A 21,685-nucleotide genomic window follows, 5' to 3' on the forward strand; every position below is an offset into this window, starting at 1 on the left:
GGCACCGCTGGCCGCTCCTGCCGCGATGGCGCCGCTCACTGCGCCTGCCGCGAGAGCACCGCTGACCACGCCAGCCGCAATGGCGGCGCTCCTGCCTCAGTTCGCCCCGCCCGCCGCCGAAATCGTCGCGGCCCCCGAGCGCGTCGTCGAATTCACCTTCAGCCTCGACGGCCTCCAAGCGAAGTACCCGCTGCTCAGGAACGCGTTCTAACGTTTGGAAGCGGGAGGCGAGGGACTACCGCCGCACCGCATTTCCGCCGACCACCACGTGCGCAAAGCGCTGGGCGCCGTCCGCCGACAGATCCGCCGTCACCGCGCGTGCATGATCGAGCCCGACCACGGCGCCGCGAGGGGACTCAGAGATCATGTTGTTGTTGACGAGCGCAATGCCGGCGCCTGGCACGACTGAGACGCCGACGCCGGCCTGCGCCTTGCGGATCACGTTGCCCGTAATCGCGACGTCACGCAGATATTTGCCCCAGCCGGCGACGATGCCGTAGGACGGCGCGTTCTCGATCACGTTGCCGGTCACGGAGGAATCCGCCTCGACGTAGATGCCGACGCCGGCATCGTCGTCGGGCGCGGTGCCGATCGGCCGTTTCGGGATCAGGTTGCGGATGATGTTGCCCTGGACCACCGCGATGCGGCCGCCCTCGTTGAAATTGCAGACGGAGACGCCGACCGCGGCGCCATCGACCGTGTTGTTGGCGATCACTGCGGCCTCGAACGAAAACTCCGAATAGAGCGCGACCTCGCGCACGTCGCTGACGCTGTTGCCGGTGATGTGGATGTTCGAGGCCGAGTTGCCGCGCACCGCGGAATAGTCGCAGTTCCTGATGCGGTTGCCGCGCACGATCACATTGCCGGCGCGGAAGGCGTTGATGGCGTTGCCGTACTGGCCGGAGCCGCCGGGGCCGGCCTTGATGTTCTCGATGCGGTTGTCGGCGACCAGCGTGCCGTCGTCGCCGATCGCGGTGCGCAGGATCTCGATGCCGTTGTCATTCGTGCCGGTGATGGTGTTGCGCGAGACGCTGAGCCCCCTGGCGTCGAACGAGACCACGGCCGTCACCGCGATGTTGTTGAAGGTGTTGCCGGAGATGTCGCCGGACACCTGCTCGAGCCAAATGCCGCTGCCGCCGGAGCCCGTGATCTCGCAATCGGCGATGCGGACGTCGCGCCCGCCGAGGACGTGGATCAATCCGCGCCGCGTCGGCAGCGGGATGCCGCCGCCGTCGAAGGTGATGCCGGTGAGGCCGATCGCATCCGAGCCGTCGCTCTGGATCGCCGAGGCCCCGCCGGTGAAGACGAATTTCGTTGCGCCGCGTACGCCGATCAGTTGCGCCCCGTTCGGCAGCCGCAACAGCCCGCTGCGGTAGACTCCAGGCGGCAGGGCCAGCGGCATTTGCGCACGCGCGGCCTCATCGATCGCGCGCTGGAGTGCTCGCGTCTGGTCCTCGCTGCTGCCGGGCCGCACGCCGTATTGGGTCGCATCGCGGCCAAGCAGGGATGTCAGTGGCGCCGCGCGCGCGGCGTCGGCCGGCATGGCCAGCGCGCCGGCGATGCCGGCGGTCGAAGCTCCGATGAGATGGCGGCGATTGAGGTCCATGACGCGTCCTTCGGCGGACGCGGGAGGTGTCCGCGATGGACTAGGTAGCGCAGAAATGGGGCAGGGCGGGCGGAGCCGGAGCGATTGTTGGCGGTAGGGTTAAATGTTTACGCAAAGCGAGATGCTGTAGGGTGGGCAAAGCGCAGCGTGCCCACCATCGATCACAGCGATCGGAATGCATGGTGGGCACGGCGCAGGCGCGCCTTTGCCCACCCTACGAGGCCGGCGTGGTCCGCGCCTTCCGCGCCAGCGCCACTATCTCCATCAGCATCGCCTCGCCCGCATCCACCAGCTCCTCCAGCGTGATGCGCGGGGCACCCTTGCGCCGCACCGCGCCGCTGCGCGCGAGCAGGGGGATGTGGATGAACGCCGCAAGCTGCGGCCCGCCGGGCCTCACATTCTCGATCGCGCGCCAGCTCAGATAGTTGCAGAGATAGGCGCCGGCATCGCGCGAGGGCCGGGCATCGATACCGGTGAGGCGCGCGGCGCGCAGCAGCCTTGCCGTGTGCGGACCGAACGTCATCGCGTCCGCATTGGCGGCGATGCCGCGTTTGCTCGAGCGGATGTTGGCTGCGTCCGGCCACAGCATGGTGACGGCGTTGCGCGCGCGAGTCTCGATACGCAGGTAAGGCGTACGTGCGGCGAGGCCGAACATCAGCAGCGCATCCGGCTTCACCTTTGCGAGCACTTGCGGCAACTGCCGGTCGACCGCGGCATAGGTGACCGGGAAGATGTGGCTCGACATCTCGACATCATCGAGCGCCGGACGGCGCAGCTGCGTCAGTCGCGCCACCAGCGGCTGGGTCGGATTATAGGGCGCGCCGGGAAACGATCCGAAGCCGGTGAGGAGGATGCGGAGCTTGTAGCTCATTGCAGCAGCACCAAAATCTGCTCGGCGGCGAGCGCTGGTGTGAGATGGCCTTCGGCCACCTCGGCCTCGATCTTCCGGACCTTGGTCCGCACCGATGCCTCGCTGCGCAGCCGTGCCAGCATGCGCTGCTCCAGCATCGACCACATCCATTTCACCTGCTGCTCGCGCCGGCGTGCAGCGAACTCGCCGGATGCCTTCATCGCCTTGCGGTGATCCAGCACTTTTTGCCAGATCTTTGCGATGCCGTCGCCGGTCAGTGCCGAATAGGTCTCGACCGGCGGATGCCAATGCTCGGAGCGCGGTGCCAGGATGTGCAGCGCGCCGCGATAGTCGGCGGCGGTGATGTTGGCGCGCTTGAGATTGTCACCGTCGGCCTTGTTGATCGCGATCATGTCGGCGAGCTCGACCAGGCCCTTCTTGATGCCTTGCAACTCGTCGCCGCCGCCCGGCAACATGAGTGCCAGAAAGAAATCGGTCATGTCGCAGACGGCGGTCTCGGACTGGCCGATGCCGACGGTTTCCACCAGCACGACGTCGAAGCCGGCCGCCTCGCACAAGAGCATGGCCTCGCGTGTTTTCGCGGCCACGCCGCCGAGCGTGCCCGAGGACGGCGAGGGGCGGATGAAGGCGTCGTTGGATGCCGACAGCCGCGCCATCCGCGTCTTGTCGCCAAGAATCGAGCCGCCGCTGCGCGCCGAGGACGGATCGACCGCGAGCACCGCGACCTTGTTGCCCTGTTCGATCAGATATGTCCCGAGCGCATCGATGGTGGTGGATTTGCCGACGCCGGGCGAGCCGGTGATGCCGACGCGAACCGCCGTGCCGGTGTCGGGCAGCAGCATCTGCACCAGCTCGCGCGCCAGCGCCTGATGGTCGCCGCGCCGGCTCTCAATGAGCGTAATGGCCCGCGCCAGCGCCGCGCGACTGCCGGCGCGCAAGTCACGGGCGAGGGATGTGATGTCCAGCGAAGATTTCTTCTCAACCATGCCCTGCTTTACAACGCTCCGGCGGGGCAGGCGAGGGCCGCTCGCCTGGAATCACCGGGATGTTGCCGCCGCCGTCTGGACCGGTTTCACCTTGCGCCAGACCCATACCATCACGGGCCAGAGCAGGGCGCCGATCGCCATGGCGGCGAGGATTGCCGCGACCGGGCGCTCGAAGAACGGCAGGATGCTGCCGTCCGACTTGATCAGCGAGGTGACGAAAGCCTGCTCGACCATGGTGCCCATGACGATGCCGAGCACCATCGCGGCCACGGGATAGCCGTTCGCCTCCATCACATAGCCGATGACGCCGAAGGCCGCGACGGTGACGACGCCGAACATGTTGTTGCCGATCGCGAACGAGCCGACCGCGCAGCACAGCATGATGATCGGCATCACGGTGGAACGCGGCGCCAGCAGGATGTAGGCGGCGACGCGAATCATGGCGATGCCGAGCGGGATCATCAGAATGTTCGCGATGATGAACATCAGATAGATCGCATACATGCTCGACGCCTTCTCGGTGAACAGCGTCGGGCCGGGGTTGAGGCCCTTCATGTAGAGCACGCCGATCGCGATCGCGGCGATGGTGTCGCCGGGGATGCCGAACAGCAGCGAGGGCACCCAGCCCGAGGCGATGCTGGCGTTGTTGCTGGCGCCGGCCTCGACCAGGCCCTCGACATGGCCGGTGCCGAATTTCTCCGGCTCCTTGGAGAAGCGTTTCGACATTGCGTAGGAGACCCAGGCAGCCATATCGGCGCCGGCGCCGGGCAGCACGCCGATGATGATGCCGACGATGTTTCCGCGCGTCATCTGCCAGTGGTATTTCCTCGTCAGCTTCCACTGGCCGGCCATGATGCTTCCGAACTTGCGCCGCGGCAGCGGCGGCGGCTCGGGCGTCAGCATGGCGCGCATCACCTGGGCCACCGCGAACACGCCGACCAGCGCCGGGATCGGCTCGATGCCGCCGAACAGGTCGGTGATGCCGAAGGTGAAGCGCGGCACGCCGCCGGGGTTCTCGATGCCGATGCACGAGACCAGCAGGCCGATGAACATGCCCGCGATCGCCTTCACCGGCGAAGAGCGGGCCACCAGCGTCGCGCACATCAGGCCGAGCAGCGCCAGCCAGAAATACTCGAAGGTCGAGAATGACAGCGCGATCTCGGCGAGCGGCGGCGCCAGGATCATCAGCGACAGCACGCCGGCGATGCCGCCGACGGCGGAGAACCACACGCCGGCCCCGAGGGCGAGCTCGGCCTGGCCCTTGCGGGTCATGGCATAGGCCTCGTCGGCATAGGCTGCCGAAGCGGGCGTGCCGGGGATGCGCAGCAGCGCGCCGGGGATGTCGCCGGAGAAGATCGCCATCGAGGAGGCCGCGACGATGGTTGCGATCGCCGCGATCGGGGAGAGGTAGAAGGTGACGGGCACGAGCAGGGCAGTCGCCATCGTCGCCGACAGTCCCGGCAGCGAGCCGATGACGAGCCCGTACACGGAGGCTGCGAACATCGCGATGATGACCTCCCAGGTGGAGATCAGCGCGAAGGCGTCAATCAGGGTTTTCAGCATGGATCACCAGGGCGTCGGCAGCAGGCCGGCAGGAAGCGGCACGCGCAGGAGCTTGCCGAAGATGAGGTGGATGGCGAAGGGCGAGAGTGCGGCGAGCGGCAGCGCGAGCTTCCACTTCGCGCCAAGCGCGGTGGAGGTGATGTAGACCATGATCGCCGCGGTGATGATGAAGCCGAGCCGGTCGGCGGCGAAGACGTAGAACAGCAGAAGCGCCGGCGGGAGCAACGCGCGGAGGCCGTAGAGTTTGCCCGGCGGCGGCGGCGCGACTGCTGCCTGGCCGTCCTCGAGTGGGATGAGCTCCTCCTCTTCCTCGAAGGAATGGCCGATGCCGAACACGATCGCGAGCCCGCAGAGCGCGAGCCCCGTGCCGATCACGAGCGGAAACACGTTGGGGCCGACCGGCTGGCCCGGGACCGGCGGCAAGATCCAGCCGCCATAGGCGGCCGCAACGCCGAGCACGACGAGAAACGATCCCGTGACGGAGTCGGGAAGACGCATGGGAGAAGTCCTATGAACGGTGTTCTCCCTCTCCCCGCGCGCGGGGAGAGGGTCGGGGTGAGGGGGGCTCTCCGCGGGGAAGGTGAGAGTTAGCTTCGCGGAGACTCCCCTTCACCCGGATCGCATCTGCGATGCGATCCGACCTCTCCCCGCAAGCGGGGAGAGGTGAGGAAGTCTGCGATCTAGTCACTCCAACCACGTTCATCTCACGCGAGAGCAGCGCCGGATCACGCCTTGGTCAGGCCGGCAGCCTTCATCGCGGTGCCCATCTGGGTGTCGCCCTTGTCCATGAAGCTGCCGAACTGGCCGCCATCGCCCCACACCGTGCCGAAGCCGCGATTGGCCATGAAATCCTTGAACTCGGCGGAGTCGTAGACCTTCTTCAATGCCGCGGTGAGCTTTGCAGCGATCTCGGGCGGCAGGTTCTTCGGTGCGCCGATGCCGCGCCAGGCACCGGTCGCATAGTCGACGCCCATCGACTCCTTCAGCGTCGGCACGTCGGGGAAGATCGGGTTGCGTGCGGGCGCCATGATCGCGAGGCTCTTGGCCTTGCCGGCTTCGATGATGGCGCGCGCCTCCGGCACCGAGCAGGTCGTGAGGTCGAGGCCGCCGGCGGCGAGATCCTGCATCGCAGGTGCTGCGCCATTCGACGGCACCCAGGCCACCTGGTTTGCGGGCAGGCCCATCGCCTGCATCCAGCCGACCAGCGCGAGATGCCAGATGCCGCCCTGGCCAGTGCCCGAAGCCTTGAACTTGCCGGGAGGCGCAGCCTTGATCGCCTCCGCGAGGTCCTTCACTGTTTTGTAGGACGAAGAGGAGGAGACCTGGATGCCGGGCGGATCTTCATTCATCAAACCGAGGGGCGTGTAGCTCTTCGGCGTCAGGTCGGTGAGGCCTTGCCAGTGCATCATCGAGATTTCGACCGTGAGCATGCCGATGGTGTAGCCGTCCGGCTGCGCGGTCGCGATCGCGGTATGGCCGACGACGCCGGAGCCGCCAGTGCGGTTGACCACATTGAAGGGCTGGCCGAGGTCCTTTTCCAGAAGCGCTGCGACGATGCGCGCGGTCGCGTCGGTGCCACCGCCCGCGCCCCAGGGCACGATCACGGTGACCGGTCGCGCCGGATAGGCTTGCGCAAGTGCGGGCTTGAAGCCGAATGCGGCGGATGCCGCAACTGCGGCGCTCGAGGCCGCAAAGCTGCGGCGCGTAATCTTGGACATTAATGCCTCCCAGCGGCGCCCGTGATGTCGGGCGCTCTTGTCAATGGCGGCATTCTAGTCGGCTTTGCAGCGACGCTGCAAGGTAGCGCTACCAATGCGCTGTGAGCAACGTTGCGCTGCTCAAAACATCACTGCGGTTCGTCCGCGTCGCCCTTCGGCCGCGAGCCGCCGAAGATGCGTGCACCTTCGGCGGTGAGATAGGGCTTCAGCGTTTCCCACGGCACGAATGCGACATATTCGCCCTCGGCGTAGGGGCCGACCGCGTAGGGCGGGTAATGGAAGGTGAGGCCGGAGCTCTTGCCGGCTTCGGTTGAGGGCGCGAGCGTCACCGCGCCGATCTTGAGCAGGCTCGGCTCCACGCTCTTGAACCACTCCTCGGTCGCGGTCTCGCTGGTATCGCGCTTCTTCTTCTCGATCTTGAGCGAGGCGATCACGGCTTTCACCATCGCTTTCATGGTCGGGCCGTTGTCGGCGGTCTCGGTGAAGAAGGGACGGATCGAGATGCGCTTGCCGTCTGCCTTGTCCCAGAGGATCGTGTTCACGTCCGAGTTCGGGTGGGCGCCATGGGTATCCATGTAGTCGTTGCGCATGACGCTGACATAGCGATCGGCAACGAGCGAGCGGATGGAATATTTGCGCTCGAAATCCCGGCCGCCGTCCTTGAAGAATTGCGGGTCCTGCTTGCGCGCGGCGGCGGCTTCGGCCGCGTTCTTGTCGAGCCACTTCCTGCCCTCAGCCAGGCAATCGGCCGCCAGCGCTGTATCGGCCTTGAGCTTGTCGTCGAGGAAGATTCGCGCCTCGATGCTCTTGTTCTTGACGACGGCGTCGGGCTTGGGGTCGGCGGAATGGGAGGGAGAGAGACCAATCGTACACAGCAACAGCGCGACGCTTAGTTTCAAGACGAGCTTCAAGGCTTCGGCTCCTCAGCGATTGTTCGAATGAAGGTCAGAGATATGGCGCGATATGCATGGCAAGTGTCGGGCGCACGTCAAAATACTTCGAGAATGTCGTCTGCGATGCGCTGCGCAAAGTGGGGCGCGATGGTGCTTCGGACGGTTGCCTGCGCCTGCAATCCGGTCGCCTCCTCGATGATGTGCTCGACATCGATCAGGTTGAGCAGCGAAAAAGAGGTCTCCGGCTCGATCTCGACCAGGACATCGATGTCGCTGTCCGGGCCATAATCGTCGCGAGCCTGCGAGCCGAAGATGGCAAGCTTCGACACGCCCTTGCCTTTGATGGCATCGGCGTTCTCGCGTATCGCCGCGATGATTTCGTCGCGCGTCATGACACAACCTGGCCGGTTACACGGCCAGTCTATCATCTACTCCGCCGCCTCGCTATGCCCGAGCCGGGCATTGAGCTTGCGGATCAGCTCCTCGGCCGCATCCGCGATCACGGTGCCGGGCGGGAAGATCGCCTCGGCGCCGGCCGCGTAGAGCGCGTCATAATCCTGCGGCGGCACCACGCCGCCGACGATGATCATGATGTCGTCGCGGCCCTGCTTCTTCAGCGCGGCTTTCAGTTCAGGCACTGCGGTGAGATGGGCGGCGGCGAGCGAGGAGACGCCGAGGATGTGCACGTCGTTCTCGACCGCCTGGCGGGCGGCTTCGTCGGCGGTGGCAAACAGCGGCCCGATGTCGACGTCGAAACCGATATCGGCAAACGCCGAGGCGATCACCTTCTGGCCGCGGTCGTGGCCGTCCTGGCCGATCTTGGCCACCAGGATGCGCGGGCGGCGGCCTTCAGCCTCCTCGAAGGCGTCGATCTGCGCCTGAACCTTCTCGACCTGGTTACCCATGCTGGACGCCTCCCGCTTGTAGACGCCGGTGATGGACTTGATCTCCGCGCGGTGCCGGCCAAACACCTTTTCCATCGCATCCGAAATTTCGCCGACGGTCGCCTTGGCCCGCGCCGCGTCGATCGCGAGTGCGAGCAGATTGCCGTTGCCTTCGCTGGCCGAACGCGTCAGCGCGGCAAGCGCGGCATCGACGTCCTTCTGGTTGCGCTCGGACTTCAGCCGCGTCAGCTTGTCGATCTGCAGCCGGCGGACGTTGGTGTTGTCGACCTTGAGGATGTCGATGGGAGTTTCGTCTGATGGCTTGTACTTGTTGACGCCGATCACCGCCTGCTTGCCGGCATCGATGCGGGCCTGGGTCTTGGCGGAGGCCTCCTCGATGCGCAGCTTGGGCACGCCGGCCTCGATGGCCTTGGCCATGCCGCCGAGCTCCTCGACCTCCTGGATGTGGCTCCAGGCCTTGGCCGCGAGATCGCGCGTCAGCCGCTCGACATAATAGGAGCCGCCCCAGGGATCGATGATGCGGGTGGTGCCGCTCTCCTGCTGCAGGAAGAGCTGCGTATTGCGGGCGATGCGCGCCGAGAAATCGGTCGGCAGTGCCAGCGCCTCGTCGAGCGCGTTGGTGTGCAGCGACTGGGTGTGGCCCTGCGTCGCCGCCATCGCCTCGACCGTCGTGCGCATCACGTTGTTGAAGACGTCTTGCGCTGTCAGCGACCAGCCCGACGTCTGGGAATGCGTGCGAAGCGAGAGCGAGCGGGGATCCTTCGGATTGAAGGGCTTCAGCAGCTTCGCCCAGAGCAGACGCGCGGCGCGCATCTTGGCGACTTCCATGAAGAAGTTCATGCCGATCGCCCAGAAGAACGACAGGCGCGGCGCGAAGCGGTCGACGTCGAGACCTGCGGCAAGGCCAGCGCGTAAGTATTCGACGCCGTCGGCGAGCGTATAGGCAAGCTCCAGGTCCTGCGTCGCGCCGGCCTCCTGCATGTGATAGCCGGAAATCGAGATCGAATTGTATTTCGGCATCTTCTGCGAGGTGTAGGCGAAGATGTCGGAGATGATCCGCATCGAGGGCGCAGGCGGGTAAATATAGGTGTTGCGCACCATGAACTCTTTCAGAATGTCGTTCTGAATCGTCCCTGAGAGTTTCTCCGGCGCGACGCCCTGTTCACCGGCGGCGGCGACGTAGAGCGCGAGGATCGGCAGCACCGCGCCGTTCATGGTCATGGACACGCTCATCTGGTCGAGCGGAATCCCCGCGAACAGCGTGCGCATGTCGTAGATGGAATCGATCGCAACGCCGGCCATGCCGACGTCGCCGCCGACGCGCGGATGGTCGCTGTCATAGCCGCGATGGGTGGCGAGATCGAAGGCGACCGAAAGGCCTTTCTGTCCGGCCGCGAGGTTGCGGCGGTAGAACGCGTTGGAATCCTCCGCCGTGGAGAAGCCGGCATATTGCCGCACCGTCCAGGGCTGGTTGACATACATGGTCGGATAGGGGCCGCGCAGGTAAGGCGCGATGCCCGGATAGGTTTCGAGGAAGTCGAGCCCGGCGAGATCGGCCTCGCCATAGGCGGGCTTCACCAGGATGCCCTCGGGCGTCAGCCACGGCTCGGCGCTGCCGGTTGGCGCGGCAGCGGCAGCTCTCTCGAAGGCGATATCGGCGAAATTGGGAATGCGGCTCATGGTTTCAACCATATCATAGGAGCTCAATCGTGGTCCGGATGCTGGTGGCTGACGATGGTCGCCATCTTTTCCGATCCGTAATTCTGCTGCGTGGTCTGGCTCGGCAGATTGGCGATGCCGACCACCCAGCCGAGACGGGACTCCGTTCCATACTGCCGGGTCGGCACGATCTGGTCCGGGCGGTCGAAGGTGCCGGTCATGATCTCGATGTGCGGGCCCTCGATGCGGCGGAAGCTGAGCGGCGTGCCGCAGGCGGCGCAGAAATCGCGCATCGCGATCGAGGACGATCGGAACGCCGCAGGCGTGCCTTTCGTCCAGGTGAAGTCGTCCTTCGCGATATCGGCAAAAGAAGCGAACGGCGCGCCGGTCGCCTTCTGGCACATGCGGCAATGGCAGATGCTGATCTTGGCCGGCGGCGCCGTGAGCGCGAAGCGGACGGCGCCGCATTGGCACCCGCCGGTCAGAACGGCCTTGGCTGTATCGCTCATGTTTCCATCCGTCGATAGGCGTCTTGCAGCGTGGCAAGCGCATCGCCCCCGGCGAAGACGAAGCCTGTGACGCCGGCAGCACGGAGTGCCGCCTCGGCATCGGCCGGACGGCCTGCCAGATAGATATGTCGCGCGCCGGCCGTTTGCAGGGCCTTCGCCGCGGCTTCGGCGTGTTCCGCATAGACCTTGTCGCTGGAACAGAGGCAGGCGAACGCGGCGCCGGAGGCCTTGAAGGCGGCAGCTAACCTGGCCGGATCGGCAAAGCCTTCGCTGTCGACGGCCTCGATGCCGCCGGCCTCGAAGAAGCTCTTGGCAAAGGTCGCGCGCGCCGTGAAATCGGCGGGCTTGCCGAGATTGGCCAGGAACACTTTTGGCCGCGCGCCGCGCGCCTTCAGCGCCGCGTCCGATTTGTCGCGCAATGCCTCGAACGGCTCCGCCAGCCGGATCGGCGGCAGGGCGTCGAACTTGTATTTCTGCTCGCCGTATGGTGCCAGCGCGACCGGCGTTGCTTTCAGCACCGCTGTTTCGCGCTCATGAAGGTTTGGAAACTCGCTCGCACCCGTCAGCACGTCGCGGCGTTTTGCGATGTTCGCGTCGCGCGCTTTTCGCGCGGCTGCGACCTTGCTCTGGAACACGCCCTGCTGAAGCGCGGCAAAGGCGCCGCCAGCTTTCTCGCTCTCCTGGAACAACGCCCAGGCCGCGTCGCAGAGCTGCGCCGTCAGCGTCTCGATGCCGCCGGAGCCGGCCGCGGGATCGCTGACCTTGGCGAGGTTGCTTTCTTCCAGCAGCAGAAGCTGCGTGTTGCGCGCCACGCGCCGTGCGAACGGATCGGGTAGCCCGAGCGCCAGCGTATGTGGGAGCACCGTGATCGCATTGGCACCGGCCAGGCCCGCAGCAAACGTGGCGATGGTCGCGCGCAGCATGTTCACATAGGGGTCGCGCTGCGTCAGCATGCGCCAGGCCGTATCGGCGGCGATGAACAGCGGCTTCGGCGTCAATCCGCACGCCGTTTCGATGCGCGCCCAGAGCAATCGCAACGCGCGGAACTTTGCCATCGTCAGGAATTGATCGGCATCGGCGGCAAGCCGCGCATACACCATGCCCTGCGCCTGTTCCAGTGGAATGCCGGCGCCTTCGATCGCGCGCAAATAGGCGATACCGCAGGCGAGCACGAAGGCGAGCTCCTGCACCTCGGAGCCACCCGCGTCATGGATCACGCGTCCGTCGGCGGAAGCGAACGGCCCTTTGAAGCCGAGCGCAGCGAGGCCCTTGATCCCGCCGGTGACGGCCGGAACGATCTCTTCCCATGGATAAGGGCTATGGCCCCACACCGCGCAAGCCGCGAGCGGATCGAGTCCGAAGCGGATGTCGCAGGCCGCGGGATCGAGGCCCTTACTCTTCACATATTCCGCGACGTGGATCGCAGCCATCCGCGACTGCGGACCGATCTGGAGCTCGATGCCGATGCCGGCATCGAGATGGATGTCCTTCAAGACTTTCGCGACGGCATCGGCCGTCGGTTCCAGGCCGAAGCCGTAAGCGCCATTGCCGCCGGCGAACACCAGCGCGAGCCCCGTCGCGCCGTTCTCGAGATCGGTCAGCGCCTGCGCATTTGCCGCAGTTGCATCGGGATGGTCGATCCGCTGCATGATCTGCCACGGCGCCGCCGCCGGCCGTCCCACCACAGGCGCAACGCCCTTGGCGCGCGGATAGAGCGGATCGATCTTCAGGCCGTCATAGGTCTTGCCGACCAGCTTCTCGAACGGCGCGCCCTTCAGCACGCCGTCAACCAGCTTGCGCCAGTCTTCGACGGTCGCCTTGGGAAAATCGGCCGCCAGCGGCAGGTCGTCAGTCAAGGAGGTCATGCGACGAGGGGCTCCCAAAATCTTCGTTATTCGGCGGCGAAATTGCCACGGCCGGCCGTTCCTGCAAACGGTTGTTTTTGGTTAACCGGTATCCGGAAGCCGCTCAATACCTTGCGTCGAAACGCTGGCGAGCCCGTCACGCACGCGAATCCCGCCGATCACGCGGTCGGGCGCGATTTCGGCGAGCGGCACCAGCACGAAGGCGCGTTCGAACAGGCGCGGATGCGGCAGCGTCAGATCTGGCTTCTGCAAGCTGACATCGTCATAGGCGATCATGTCGAGATCGAGCGTGCGCGGGCCCCAGCGCCGTTCCTTGCTCCGCGTGCGACCGAATTTCTGCTCGACCTTCTGCATCACGAACAGCAGCGCATGCGGATCGAGGCCGGTCTCGATCTCGATGCAGGCGTTGATGAAGGGGGCCTGGTCCTCGTCGCCCCAGGGCGGTGTCGCATAGTCGGACGAGCGCGCGATCAGCACGCCTTGCGCCATGCCGCAGATTTGGACGATCGCCTTTTGGAATGTCGCGCGGACATCGCCGACATTGCCGCCGAGTGCAATCAGCACGTTTCCCATGTCACGGGTGCCGCGATCGCGTCAGCATGATGCCGACGTCGTCGAAGATCGCGGCGATCGGCGCATGCGGCTTGTGCACGGTGATCTTCACCGCGCGGATGCGCGGGAAGTGCGACAGGATGGCGTCAGCGACCGCGCCGGCCGCGCGCTCCAGCAGCTTGTAGTTGGTGTTCTTGAATGCCGCCGTCGTGGTCGCCACGACTTCGGCGTAAGACACGGTATCGGCGAGCCGGTCGGAGCGCGATGGCTCCGATAGGTCGGTATAGAGCTCGAGATCAATGACAAAACGCTGGCCGACTTCGGTTTCGTGATCCATCACGCCGTGGCGAGCGTGGATCGACAGGCCGGTGACGAAGATCGTATCGGTCATTGCTTGCTCTCGATGGCGCGCGCCACCCGCAGGGCCTGCAGGGTTTCGGCGACGTCATGGGTTCGGATGATCTTCGCGCCACGCTGCGCGGCGATGAGATGCGCGGCGATCGAGCCGGCGAGCCGCTCCTTCGGCTCCGACGGTGACACCGATGCGATGAAGCGCTTGCGCGAGGCACCGACCAGGATCGGCAGGCCGAACATTTCGAATTCATGCAGCCGTGCCAGCGCGGTCATGCTCTGCTCGGCGGTCTTGCCGAAGCCGATGCCGGGGTCGAGCACGATCTTGTCCCGCGCGATGCCGGCCTGCGCCGCAATGTCGAGCGAGCGCTGGAAGAACGCCTTCATGTCCGCGATGATGTCGATGGCGGGATCGGCGCTGTCGCGGTTGTGCATGACGATGACGGGGACGCTCCTAGCGGCGACCAGCGGCGCCATGGCGGCGTCGCGCTGCAGGCCCCAGACGTCGTTGGCGATCGCAACGCCCTGGTCGAGCGCGAAAGCCACGACTTCAGCCTTCATGCTGTCGATCGACACCGGCGTGCCGAGCGCCACCACGCCGGCCAGCACCGGCCTCAGGCGGGTGAACTCGTCGTCAGCCGTGACCGGCCGGGCGCCCGTGTACGGGCGGGTGGATTCGGCGCCGATGTCGATGATGTCGACGCCGGCCGAAATCATCGTCCGCGCCCGCTCGAGCGCCTGATCGGGCGCGATGAACTCGCCGCCATCGGAAAAGGAATCCGGCGTCACGTTGAGCACGCCCATCACTGCTGGAATCGGCCGTTCAAGCAGCGTCCGCAGTACGTTTGGCCCGGCCGAGCCGGCCGGCGGGACGGATGGGGAGGGCGAGGCATTCATGCGGCTCGCTTTGCGCGGTCGGGGAGGGGGAGTCAAGACGGAAGGGGGCGGTCCCGCTATTCCGGTTTGTCCCGGCATTGTCTGCGTAGCCCCGGGCTACGGGCACATGACCAGGCTCCGTCATTGCGAGCGCAGCGAAGCAATCCAGACCGTCACCGCGGAAGGATGCTGGATTGCTTCGCGGAGCCTGTCATCGGGCCGCGCTTCGCGCGGACCCGTTGGCTCGCGATGACGATGTTGATGCAGCGGACGTGCCACTACCATGCCTTCGTCCCGGCAAGGATATGGGCCCGCAGTTCGGGGGAAAGAGGTACCGGCCCTAATACGTGATCTTCGGCGGCAACTTCTTCGCCTTGGCGATGATGTCGCCGACCGACTTCTCCGACGGCAGGATGCGGACGAGCTTCCTCTTCTCGTTGGCGTCCCGCATGCTCTGGGCGAGCCTTGCCGGATTCCGATAGGCGAGTTCGCGCACGGTGGCGACGCCGGCGGCGCGGACCAGGCCAACCTTGGCCCTGCCCATGCCGGGAATGCGCATGTAGTCGGAGACGTTGGCCCATTCCAGCAGCAGCTGCTCGCTGATGCCGGTCTTGGCGGAGAGCGCCTTGCGGCCCTTGACGGTGCTGGCCGCTTCGAGCAGCGCATCGGTGGTGCGGATACCCTGCGCCTTCAACTTGTTGGCGGCAAAGGTCGGCAGGCCCTCAATCTCGGAGATCGGATATGTCATGATACTCGATATGAAATGCGTAGCCCTCAGGCGAACTGGCTGAGGCCCGGTGTCCCCGCGATGATCTTGCCCATCTGATCCGCTCCGATTTTGTCTCGGCCGTAGCGGAAAAGTTCACGGGCGACGTTCTGAATCTCGGACATGCCAAGTCCCAGGCCCATCAGGCGCGTGCCGACCGCCATCAGGCCGCCGCCCATCAGTCGCGACAGTCCGCCGCCGCTGCTGGACGCCTCGATCGCCGCTTCTGCACCTGGAATCTGATCGATCAGGGCCTGGACACTGTCGGAAGGACCCTCGTTGCGGAGGAAGCCCAGGATAATGCCGACGGTCTTTTCAGCCACAGCACTATCTATGCTGGCGTTTGTCGCCAGCCGCCCGATCAGCTCATCCATATGGCCTGCCCCTCAGCCGGTTCACATGCCGGAGTATTATTTTCCAAAATGATCTTGAGCCGGTGTGATGTGAAATTCAAGTGATGAACGTACCGAACGTTCCGATTCACTCTCGAACGCTCGAAAAGTGTTGCAGCAAAGCAAGAGCGGAGATGGAATCGGCGAAAATTGCCGCGGTGCGAACGCGTAGTTCCTACTTTCGGGGGGATGTCTTGGACGTCTTCTCTGACAATGTCGCATGTCCGGAGGGCGTTGAACGGATTTAATCGGCGCACGACATGCGTTAAACTGGGGGAACTGGTGCATTTGAGTTTCAATGCGCGAAACACGGCAGTGAGATCAGAGAGAATAATGACCGCACAGGACAGCAAGCTCGGCGACGCCGACAAGATCTTCGTCGGCAAGGGAGACGAGCAGGCATGGCTGACACTGGCGCTCGCCAATCGCCACGGCCTCGTCACGGGTGCAACAGGGACCGGCAAGACGGTGTCGCTGCAAGTGATGGCGGAAGGATTTGCGCGCGCCGGTGTTCCGGTGTTCGCGGCCGACATCAAGGGCGACCTCTCCGGCATCTCCGAGGTCGGTGAAGCCAAGGATTTCATCGTCAAGCGCGCCACGGAGATGGGGCTGACGTTCCAGCCCGACCAGTTCTCGACGGTGTTCTGGGATGTCTTTGGCGAGCTGGGCCATCCGGTGCGCGCGACCGTCACCGAAATGGGGCCGCTTCTGCTCGCGCGCATGCTTGACCTGAACGACGTGCAAGAGGGCGTGCTCAACGTCGCCTTCCGCGTTGCCGACGACAACGGCCTGACCCTGATCGATATGAAGGATCTGCGCGCGCTGCTCGATGCCATCGTGCCGGATGCCGGCAAGAAGGGGACAGATGCCGAGGAAAGTCCGCTTGCCGATCTCAAGAAGGAGGCGCAGGGCTTCGGCAACGTCACCAAGGCCACCGTCGGCACCATCCAGCGCCAGCTTCTGGTGCTGGAGAACCAGGGCGGCACTAAATTCTTCGGCGAGCCGGCGCTGACGCTGAGGGACTTCATGAAGACCGACCGCGACGGCCGCGGCATGGTCAACATCCTCGTCGCCGACAAGCTGCTCCAGAGTCCACGGCTTTATGCGACATTCCTGCTGTGGATGCTGTCAGAACTGTTCGAGGAGCTGCCCGAGGCGGGCGACCTGCCCAAACCGAAGCTCGTGTTCTTCTTCGACGAGGCGCATCTGTTGTTCAACGACGCGCCGAAGGCGCTGATGGACAAGATCGAGCAGGTGGTGCGACTGATCCGCTCCAAGGGCGTTGGCGTCTACTTCGTGACGCAAAACCCGATCGACGTGCCCGACCGCGTGCTCGGGCAGTTGGGCAACCGGGTGCAGCACGCGCTGCGCGCCTTCACTCCGCGCGACCAGAAGGCGGTCGCCGCCGCAGCCCAGACCTTCCGCCCCAACCCGAAGCTCGATACCGCCAAGGTGATCATGGAGCTTGGCAAGGGCGAGGCGCTGGTGTCCTTCCTCGAAGGCAACGGCACGCCGGCGATGGTTGAGCGGGTGATGATCCGGCCACCATCGGCCCGCATCGGACCGATCACGCCGGAAGAGCGCAAGGCGATCATGGATGCAAGCCCGGTGAAGGGCAAATACGACACCGCTATCGATTCCGAGTCCGCCTACGAGATTCTCCAGAAGCGCATTGCCGGCACTGCGGCGACGGCGGATGGTTCGGCCGGCGCAAGCGGCGGCGGCATCCTCGGCCAGATCGGCTCGATCGTCGGCGCCATCTTCGGCACTAACGTCAAGCGCGGCCGCCTGTCGACGGGGCAGCTCGTCGCGCGCGACGTGACGCGATCGGTGACCAACCAGGTGATCGGGGGGGTGGCGGCCAATATCGGCAAGTCGGTCGGCGGCCAGCTCGGCGGCTCGATCGGCCGTACCCTGGTCCGCGGCGCCCTCGGCGGGTTGCTGCGTCGGTAGGCAGAATGCCCGGTTTGAGGCAATCCGTCCGCCGGACAGACTGATCTCTTCCCGCATGGGGAGAGATCAAACGTCACAAATTCAGGTGAGGGGGCTCTCCAAGCCCGCGCCAGTCTGCTACGTCCTGTTTCGCCGCCGCGCAGGATCGCACCGTGACCTCGACCGACCCGATCGCCAAACCTGATGCGCCGAGACGCCTGTCGCTGCGTGCGCCGCTCGACCTGCTTTTCCTGCTCTGCTGCTTCATCCTGACGGCGGACGTTCTTGGTCCCGAGATCTTCGGCCACGGCAAGACCAAGGACTATGCGCTCTGGTACTGGGCAGGGCAGCAGGTCTTGCAGGGTGGGGCGCTCTATCCCGACGACATCCATCAGTATTTCGAGTTCATCTATCCGCCGCTGCCGGCGATCCTGCTCGCGATCCCGAGCTGGTTCGGCAAGATCGCGCTCTACACCCTCCTGTCGCTCCTGAACGTCGTGGCGTGGTGGCACACGGGGACGCTCTCCAATGTCATGACCGGGTCGGGCCAAAAGCCCAGTCCCTGGCTGGAGGCGCTGCCGGCCTTCGTCACTGTGACCTTCGTGTTCGACATGTTCGATCTCGGCCAGCCGAACCTCGTGCTGCTGGCGATGATGCTCTGGGGCTTCTGGTGCTTGCAGCATCAGCGGTCCTGGCTCGCGGGCTTCATGTTCGCGCTCGCCATCGCCATCAAGGTGTTTCCGATCGCCGTGCTGCCCTATCTGGTCTGGCGGCGGAGGTGGGCGGCCGTCGTCGCTACGGTCGCCTTCACCGGCATCCTTCTTTATGTCGTCCCGGCGCCGATCCGCGGCTTCGAACGCAACGCGGCCGAGCTTGCGACCTGGTATCAGGGCATGGTCGGGTCGAGCTCGGAAAAGGGCTTTGGCCAGCGCGATGAGCAGAACTGGTCGTGGGTCAACCAGTCCCTCATCGCCGTCACGCATCGCCTGGTCCGGCCGATCAACTACAATGAGGAAGATCCCAAGAAGCCGCCGCGCACCATGAATGTCGTCGACGTCGACTACAGGACGGCGAACTGGATCGTGCTTGCGCTGTCGGCCTTGCTCGGGCTCGGCTTCGTCGCGGTCATGCCGCCGCAAGCGCGGCGAACGGCGCGTTCGGATGCCGAGGAGCTCGGCATCCTATTCTGCCTGATGACGGTGGCATCGCCGCTGGCACGGCAATACTACTTCATGTGGCTGTTCTTTCCGATGACGGTGCTGATGCATCGCGCCGCCTTCGACGAGCGGGCGAATGTGCGTCTGGGAACCTGGCTCGCGCTGGGCGCTGCCGGCGTCCTCATGCTGCTGGCGCTGCCGTGGTTTCCCAATGTCATCCAGGCCTGGGGCAACAACCTCGTCGCGACCGGCGTCCTCGCTGGTGCGCTCGCATGGCACATTCGGCATCCGCCGCTTGCGGCTGGCTCCGGCGCAGCAGTGGGGCTAAAAGCCCAGACATCCTGAGCCGCCGATTTCTTGAGACTCGAAAGTAGGGAATACGACCATGGCCAATGCGCAGCTTCAATCCGTGCTCGACCACATCGACAAGGACTTCGACAACAGCCTGGAGCGTCTGTTCTCGCTGTTGCGGATCAAGTCGATCTCCGCGGATCCGGCCTTCGCCGGGGATTGCAAGGCGGCGGCCGAGCATCTCGCCAGGGATATCGCCAGCCTCGGTGTCGCGACCGAAGTGAGGCCGACCGCCGGCCATCCCGCCATCGTCGGCAAGAGCAAAGCGGGCGGACGGCCGCACGTGCTGTTCTACGGGCACTATGACGTGCAGCCGGTCGATCCGCTCGATCTCTGGCACCGTCCGCCGTTCGAGCCCGTGGTCACCGACCACGCCGACGGCCGCAAGATCATCGTCGCGCGCGGCGCCGAGGACGACAAAGGCCAGGTGATGACCTTCGTCGAGGCCTGCCGCGCCTGGAAGAAGGTGACGGGCTCGCTGCCGATCGACATCACTTTCCTGATCGAAGGCGAGGAGGAGGTTGGCTCCAAGAACTTCGTGCCCTTCATCGAGGCCAACAAGGATGAGTTCAAGGCGGACTACGTGCTGGTCTGCGACACCGGCATGTGGGATCGCAACACGCCGGCGATCACGACCTCGCTACGCGGCCTGCTCTACGAAGAGCTGAAGATCACCGCCGCAAATCGCGACCTGCATTCTGGCGTGTTCGGCGGCAGCGCTATGAACCCGATCCGGGTACTGACGAAGATTCTCGGCGGGCTGTTCGACGACGACAACCGCATCACCATCCCCGGCTTCTACGACGGGGTGAAGGATCTGCCGCCTGATATCCTGGGGCAGTGGAAGAAGCTCAATCTCACGCCGGAGATGTTCCTCAAGCCGATCGGCCTGTCGATCCCCGCGGGCGAGAAGGGGCGGCTCCTGATCGAGCAGGCCTCCTCGCGCCCGACATGCGACGTCAACGGTATCTGGGGCGGCTATATCGGCGAGGGCTCCAAGACGGTGATTCCGTCGCACGCATCGGCAAAGGTGTCGTTCCGTCTGGTCGAGGGGCAAGACCCCGCCAGGATCCGCAAGGCCTTCCGCGACTACGTGACAGCGCGGCTTCCGGGCGACTGCAAGGTCGAGTTCGGCGACCATTCCGCCGCGCCCGCGGTCGCGCTCGACTGGAACATGAAACCGCTCGCCGCGGCGAGCAAGGCGCTGGCCGACGAATGGGGCAAGGAGACGGTGCTGATGGGATCGGGCGCCTCGATCCCGATCGTCGCTGATTTCAAGCGTACGCTTGGCCTGGACTCGCTGCTCGTCGGCTTCGGCCTGGATGACGACAACATCCATTCGCCGAACGAGAAGTACGACCTCCGAAGCTTCCAGAAGGGCATCCGCTCCTGGGCCCGCATCCTCGCCGCGCTGGCGGAGGTGAAGTAGGACTCGATGCAGCGGGGTGGGCAAAGGCGCGAAGCGCCGTGCCCATCATTCGTCCTGGATCGCCATAGGAGACGTGGGCACGCTTCGCTTTGCCCACCCTACGAAATCTCTATCCTCGTCATTGCGAGCGTAGCGAAGCAATCCAGAATCCCTCTGCGGGAGCACCCTGGATTGCTTCGTCGCTTCGCTCCTCGCAATGACGACTGCCCAAAATAAAAACGCCGCCCGGAATTGGGCGGCGTTTCATTCCAAAACGTGCAGAGGTAGTTGACTTCTACCTTACACGAAATCCCGAAAATCTCAAGACCGGTAGCCGGGGTTGACCCGGTCGAGCTTGCGCAGCAGCGGCGGCCAGACGAGGTTGGTTGCGCGAAGCTCGGCGCGGTCGCGGTTGGAGAGCAGCTCGGTGTTCTTGTCGATCGCCACATCGTCCGCCGGGTAGACCGGCGTTCCCAGCGCGCGCGTGCGCACCTGCATCGAGCAGGCGCGCTCGAGGTGATACATGCGCTCGAAGGCGGAGGCGACCGAGCGGCCGACCGTCAGCGTGCCGTGGTTGCGCAGGAGCATGTGGTTGTGGTCGCCGAGATCCTTCTGCAGCCGCGGGCGTTCGTCGTGGTCGAGCGCGATGCCTTCATAGTCGTGATAGGCGAGGTCGTGGGTGACGAGCTGGGCGGTCTGGTTCAGCGGCAAGAGGCCCTCGGCGCTGCTGGACACCGCGGTGCCGTCGAGGGTGTGGAGATGCAGCACGCAGATCGCGTCCTCGCGCACCTCATGGATCGCCGAATGGATGGTGAAACCGGCGGGGTTGACGCTGTATTCGCTCTCGGAGAGCTGGTTGCCGTGCAGGTCGACCTTGACGAGGCTCGACGCAGTGATCTCATCGAACATCAGCCCGTAGGGGTTGATGAGGAAATGATGCTCAGGGCCGGGCACGCGCGCGGAGATGTGAGTGTCGACCAGATCGTCCCAGCCGTACAGCGCGACGAGGCGATAGCAGGCGGCGAGATTGACCCGCTGCTGCCACTCGGCCTCCGTCATGTTCGACGGCACTTCCCTTAGGCGCGCTTCCGCTGGCGACATGGCAATTTCTCCGAACCTTGTTGCGGGGAGGGAGCCTAGTCTCGGTGTTGGCTGGCGGCAAGGCGCGCAAAGCGCTGCAGTTAAGCGTAGCGGGGAGGCCTGTCCCGGATTACGCTACGAGGTTGGGCAAGATTCTTATCTGGAAGGAAGGTACGATTCGGCATGACGAATCGCACCTTCAAGACCGGCATGAGCCGGGCTCAGCCGAGCTTTCTGCCAGCGCG

At 65.1% G+C, this 21,685-nt stretch carries 20 protein-coding genes and 1 pseudogene; 4 read left to right on the plus strand and 17 right to left on the minus strand.

What is annotated here, in order from left to right; translation table 11 throughout:
- Positions 1-211, plus strand: a pseudogene (locus AC630_RS02115) (TIGR03809 family protein); the annotation flags it as partial.
- 24 nt (positions 212-235) lie between these two features.
- Here AC630_RS02115 and AC630_RS02120 read toward each other — a convergent pair.
- From AC630_RS02120 to AC630_RS02195, 16 genes are all read right to left on the minus strand, one after another.
- The gene (locus AC630_RS02120) at positions 236-1,606 is read right to left on the minus strand and encodes a TIGR03808 family TAT-translocated repetitive protein (protein WP_074116835.1); all 1,371 of its coding nucleotides are present in this window, start codon (positions 1,604-1,606) and stop codon (positions 236-238) included.
- Between the two features lie 214 nt (positions 1,607-1,820).
- Entirely contained in the window at positions 1,821-2,477 is a 657-nt protein-coding gene (locus AC630_RS02125) for a pyroglutamyl-peptidase I (protein WP_074116836.1), read from the minus strand.
- Positions 2,474-3,463, minus strand: a complete 990-nt coding sequence (meaB, locus tag AC630_RS02130; protein ID WP_074116837.1) for a methylmalonyl Co-A mutase-associated GTPase MeaB — start codon at positions 3,461-3,463, stop codon at positions 2,474-2,476. Before meaB ends, AC630_RS02125 begins: the two co-directional genes overlap by 4 nt.
- 51 nt (positions 3,464-3,514) lie before the next feature.
- Complete coding sequence (locus AC630_RS02135) at positions 3,515-5,026, minus strand: tripartite tricarboxylate transporter permease (protein ID WP_074116838.1); 1,512 nt, start codon at positions 5,024-5,026, stop codon at positions 3,515-3,517.
- Positions 5,027-5,029: 3 nt separating this feature from the next.
- Positions 5,030-5,524, minus strand: a complete 495-nt coding sequence (locus tag AC630_RS02140; RefSeq protein WP_074116839.1) for a tripartite tricarboxylate transporter TctB family protein — start codon at positions 5,522-5,524, stop codon at positions 5,030-5,032.
- Between the two features lie 227 nt (positions 5,525-5,751).
- Entirely contained in the window at positions 5,752-6,744 is a 993-nt protein-coding gene (locus AC630_RS02145) for a tripartite tricarboxylate transporter substrate binding protein (protein ID WP_074116840.1), read from the minus strand.
- Between the two features lie 128 nt (positions 6,745-6,872).
- Positions 6,873-7,655 (minus strand): RsiV family protein, encoded by a 783-nt coding sequence (locus AC630_RS02150; RefSeq protein ID WP_074116841.1) that lies wholly within the window; start codon positions 7,653-7,655, stop codon positions 6,873-6,875.
- A 77-nt stretch (positions 7,656-7,732) separates the two neighbouring features.
- Positions 7,733-8,029 carry a nucleotidyltransferase family protein gene (locus AC630_RS02155; protein ID WP_074116842.1) on the minus strand — a complete coding sequence of 99 codons (297 nt, stop codon included), beginning with the start codon at positions 8,027-8,029 and terminating at the stop codon, positions 7,733-7,735.
- A gap of 36 nt (positions 8,030-8,065) precedes the next feature.
- The gene (gene scpA, locus AC630_RS02160) at positions 8,066-10,222 is read right to left on the minus strand and encodes a methylmalonyl-CoA mutase (protein ID WP_074116853.1); all 2,157 of its coding nucleotides are present in this window, start codon (positions 10,220-10,222) and stop codon (positions 8,066-8,068) included.
- Between the two features lie 23 nt (positions 10,223-10,245).
- Positions 10,246-10,710: a GFA family protein gene (locus tag AC630_RS02165; RefSeq protein WP_074116843.1), complete on the minus strand. Its 465-nt coding sequence runs from the start codon at positions 10,708-10,710 to the stop codon at positions 10,246-10,248.
- The gene (locus AC630_RS02170; RefSeq protein ID WP_074116844.1) at positions 10,707-12,575 is read right to left on the minus strand and encodes a methylmalonyl-CoA mutase subunit beta; all 1,869 of its coding nucleotides are present in this window, start codon (positions 12,573-12,575) and stop codon (positions 10,707-10,709) included. The genes AC630_RS02165 and AC630_RS02170 overlap by 4 nt, the downstream gene beginning before the upstream one ends.
- 81 nt (positions 12,576-12,656) lie before the next feature.
- Positions 12,657-13,148, minus strand: coding sequence for a 2-amino-4-hydroxy-6-hydroxymethyldihydropteridine diphosphokinase (folK, locus tag AC630_RS02175; protein WP_074116845.1), 492 nt, complete (start codon positions 13,146-13,148; stop codon positions 12,657-12,659).
- Position 13,149: 1 nt separating this feature from the next.
- Positions 13,150-13,518 carry a dihydroneopterin aldolase gene (folB, locus tag AC630_RS02180; RefSeq protein ID WP_008553485.1) on the minus strand — a complete coding sequence of 123 codons (369 nt, stop codon included), beginning with the start codon at positions 13,516-13,518 and terminating at the stop codon, positions 13,150-13,152.
- Positions 13,515-14,375, minus strand: a complete 861-nt coding sequence (gene folP / locus AC630_RS02185; protein ID WP_074116846.1) for a dihydropteroate synthase — start codon at positions 14,373-14,375, stop codon at positions 13,515-13,517. The genes folB and folP overlap by 4 nt, the downstream gene beginning before the upstream one ends.
- 319 nt (positions 14,376-14,694) lie before the next feature.
- On the minus strand, positions 14,695-15,102 hold the full coding sequence (locus tag AC630_RS02190; protein ID WP_074116847.1) for a DUF4332 domain-containing protein: 408 nt from the start codon (positions 15,100-15,102) through the stop codon (positions 14,695-14,697).
- 26 nt (positions 15,103-15,128) lie between these two features.
- On the minus strand, positions 15,129-15,494 hold the full coding sequence (locus AC630_RS02195) for a hypothetical protein (RefSeq protein WP_074116848.1): 366 nt from the start codon (positions 15,492-15,494) through the stop codon (positions 15,129-15,131).
- Positions 15,495-15,845: 351 nt separating this feature from the next.
- Here AC630_RS02195 and AC630_RS02200 point away from each other — a divergent pair, with 351 nt between their 5' ends.
- The 3 genes from AC630_RS02200 (at position 15,846) to AC630_RS02210 (ending at position 20,381) form a co-directional block, all read left to right on the plus strand.
- A complete protein-coding gene (locus AC630_RS02200) occupies positions 15,846-17,465 on the plus strand; it encodes a helicase HerA-like domain-containing protein (protein ID WP_074116849.1) in 1,620 nt (539 codons plus the stop codon).
- Positions 17,466-17,617: 152 nt separating this feature from the next.
- Positions 17,618-18,946, plus strand: coding sequence for a glycosyltransferase family 87 protein (locus AC630_RS02205; protein WP_074116850.1), 1,329 nt, complete (start codon positions 17,618-17,620; stop codon positions 18,944-18,946).
- A gap of 40 nt (positions 18,947-18,986) precedes the next feature.
- The gene (locus AC630_RS02210) at positions 18,987-20,381 is read left to right on the plus strand and encodes a M20/M25/M40 family metallo-hydrolase (protein WP_074116851.1); all 1,395 of its coding nucleotides are present in this window, start codon (positions 18,987-18,989) and stop codon (positions 20,379-20,381) included.
- Positions 20,382-20,681: 300 nt separating this feature from the next.
- Here AC630_RS02210 and AC630_RS02215 read toward each other — a convergent pair whose 3' ends face one another.
- Entirely contained in the window at positions 20,682-21,461 is a 780-nt protein-coding gene (locus tag AC630_RS02215) for a class II aldolase/adducin family protein (protein ID WP_074116852.1), read from the minus strand.
- Between the last annotated feature and the right edge of the window lie 224 nt (positions 21,462-21,685).

Source organism: Bradyrhizobium sp. AS23.2, assembly GCF_001908185.1.
Classification (GTDB): Bacteria; Pseudomonadota; Alphaproteobacteria; order Rhizobiales; family Xanthobacteraceae; genus Bradyrhizobium.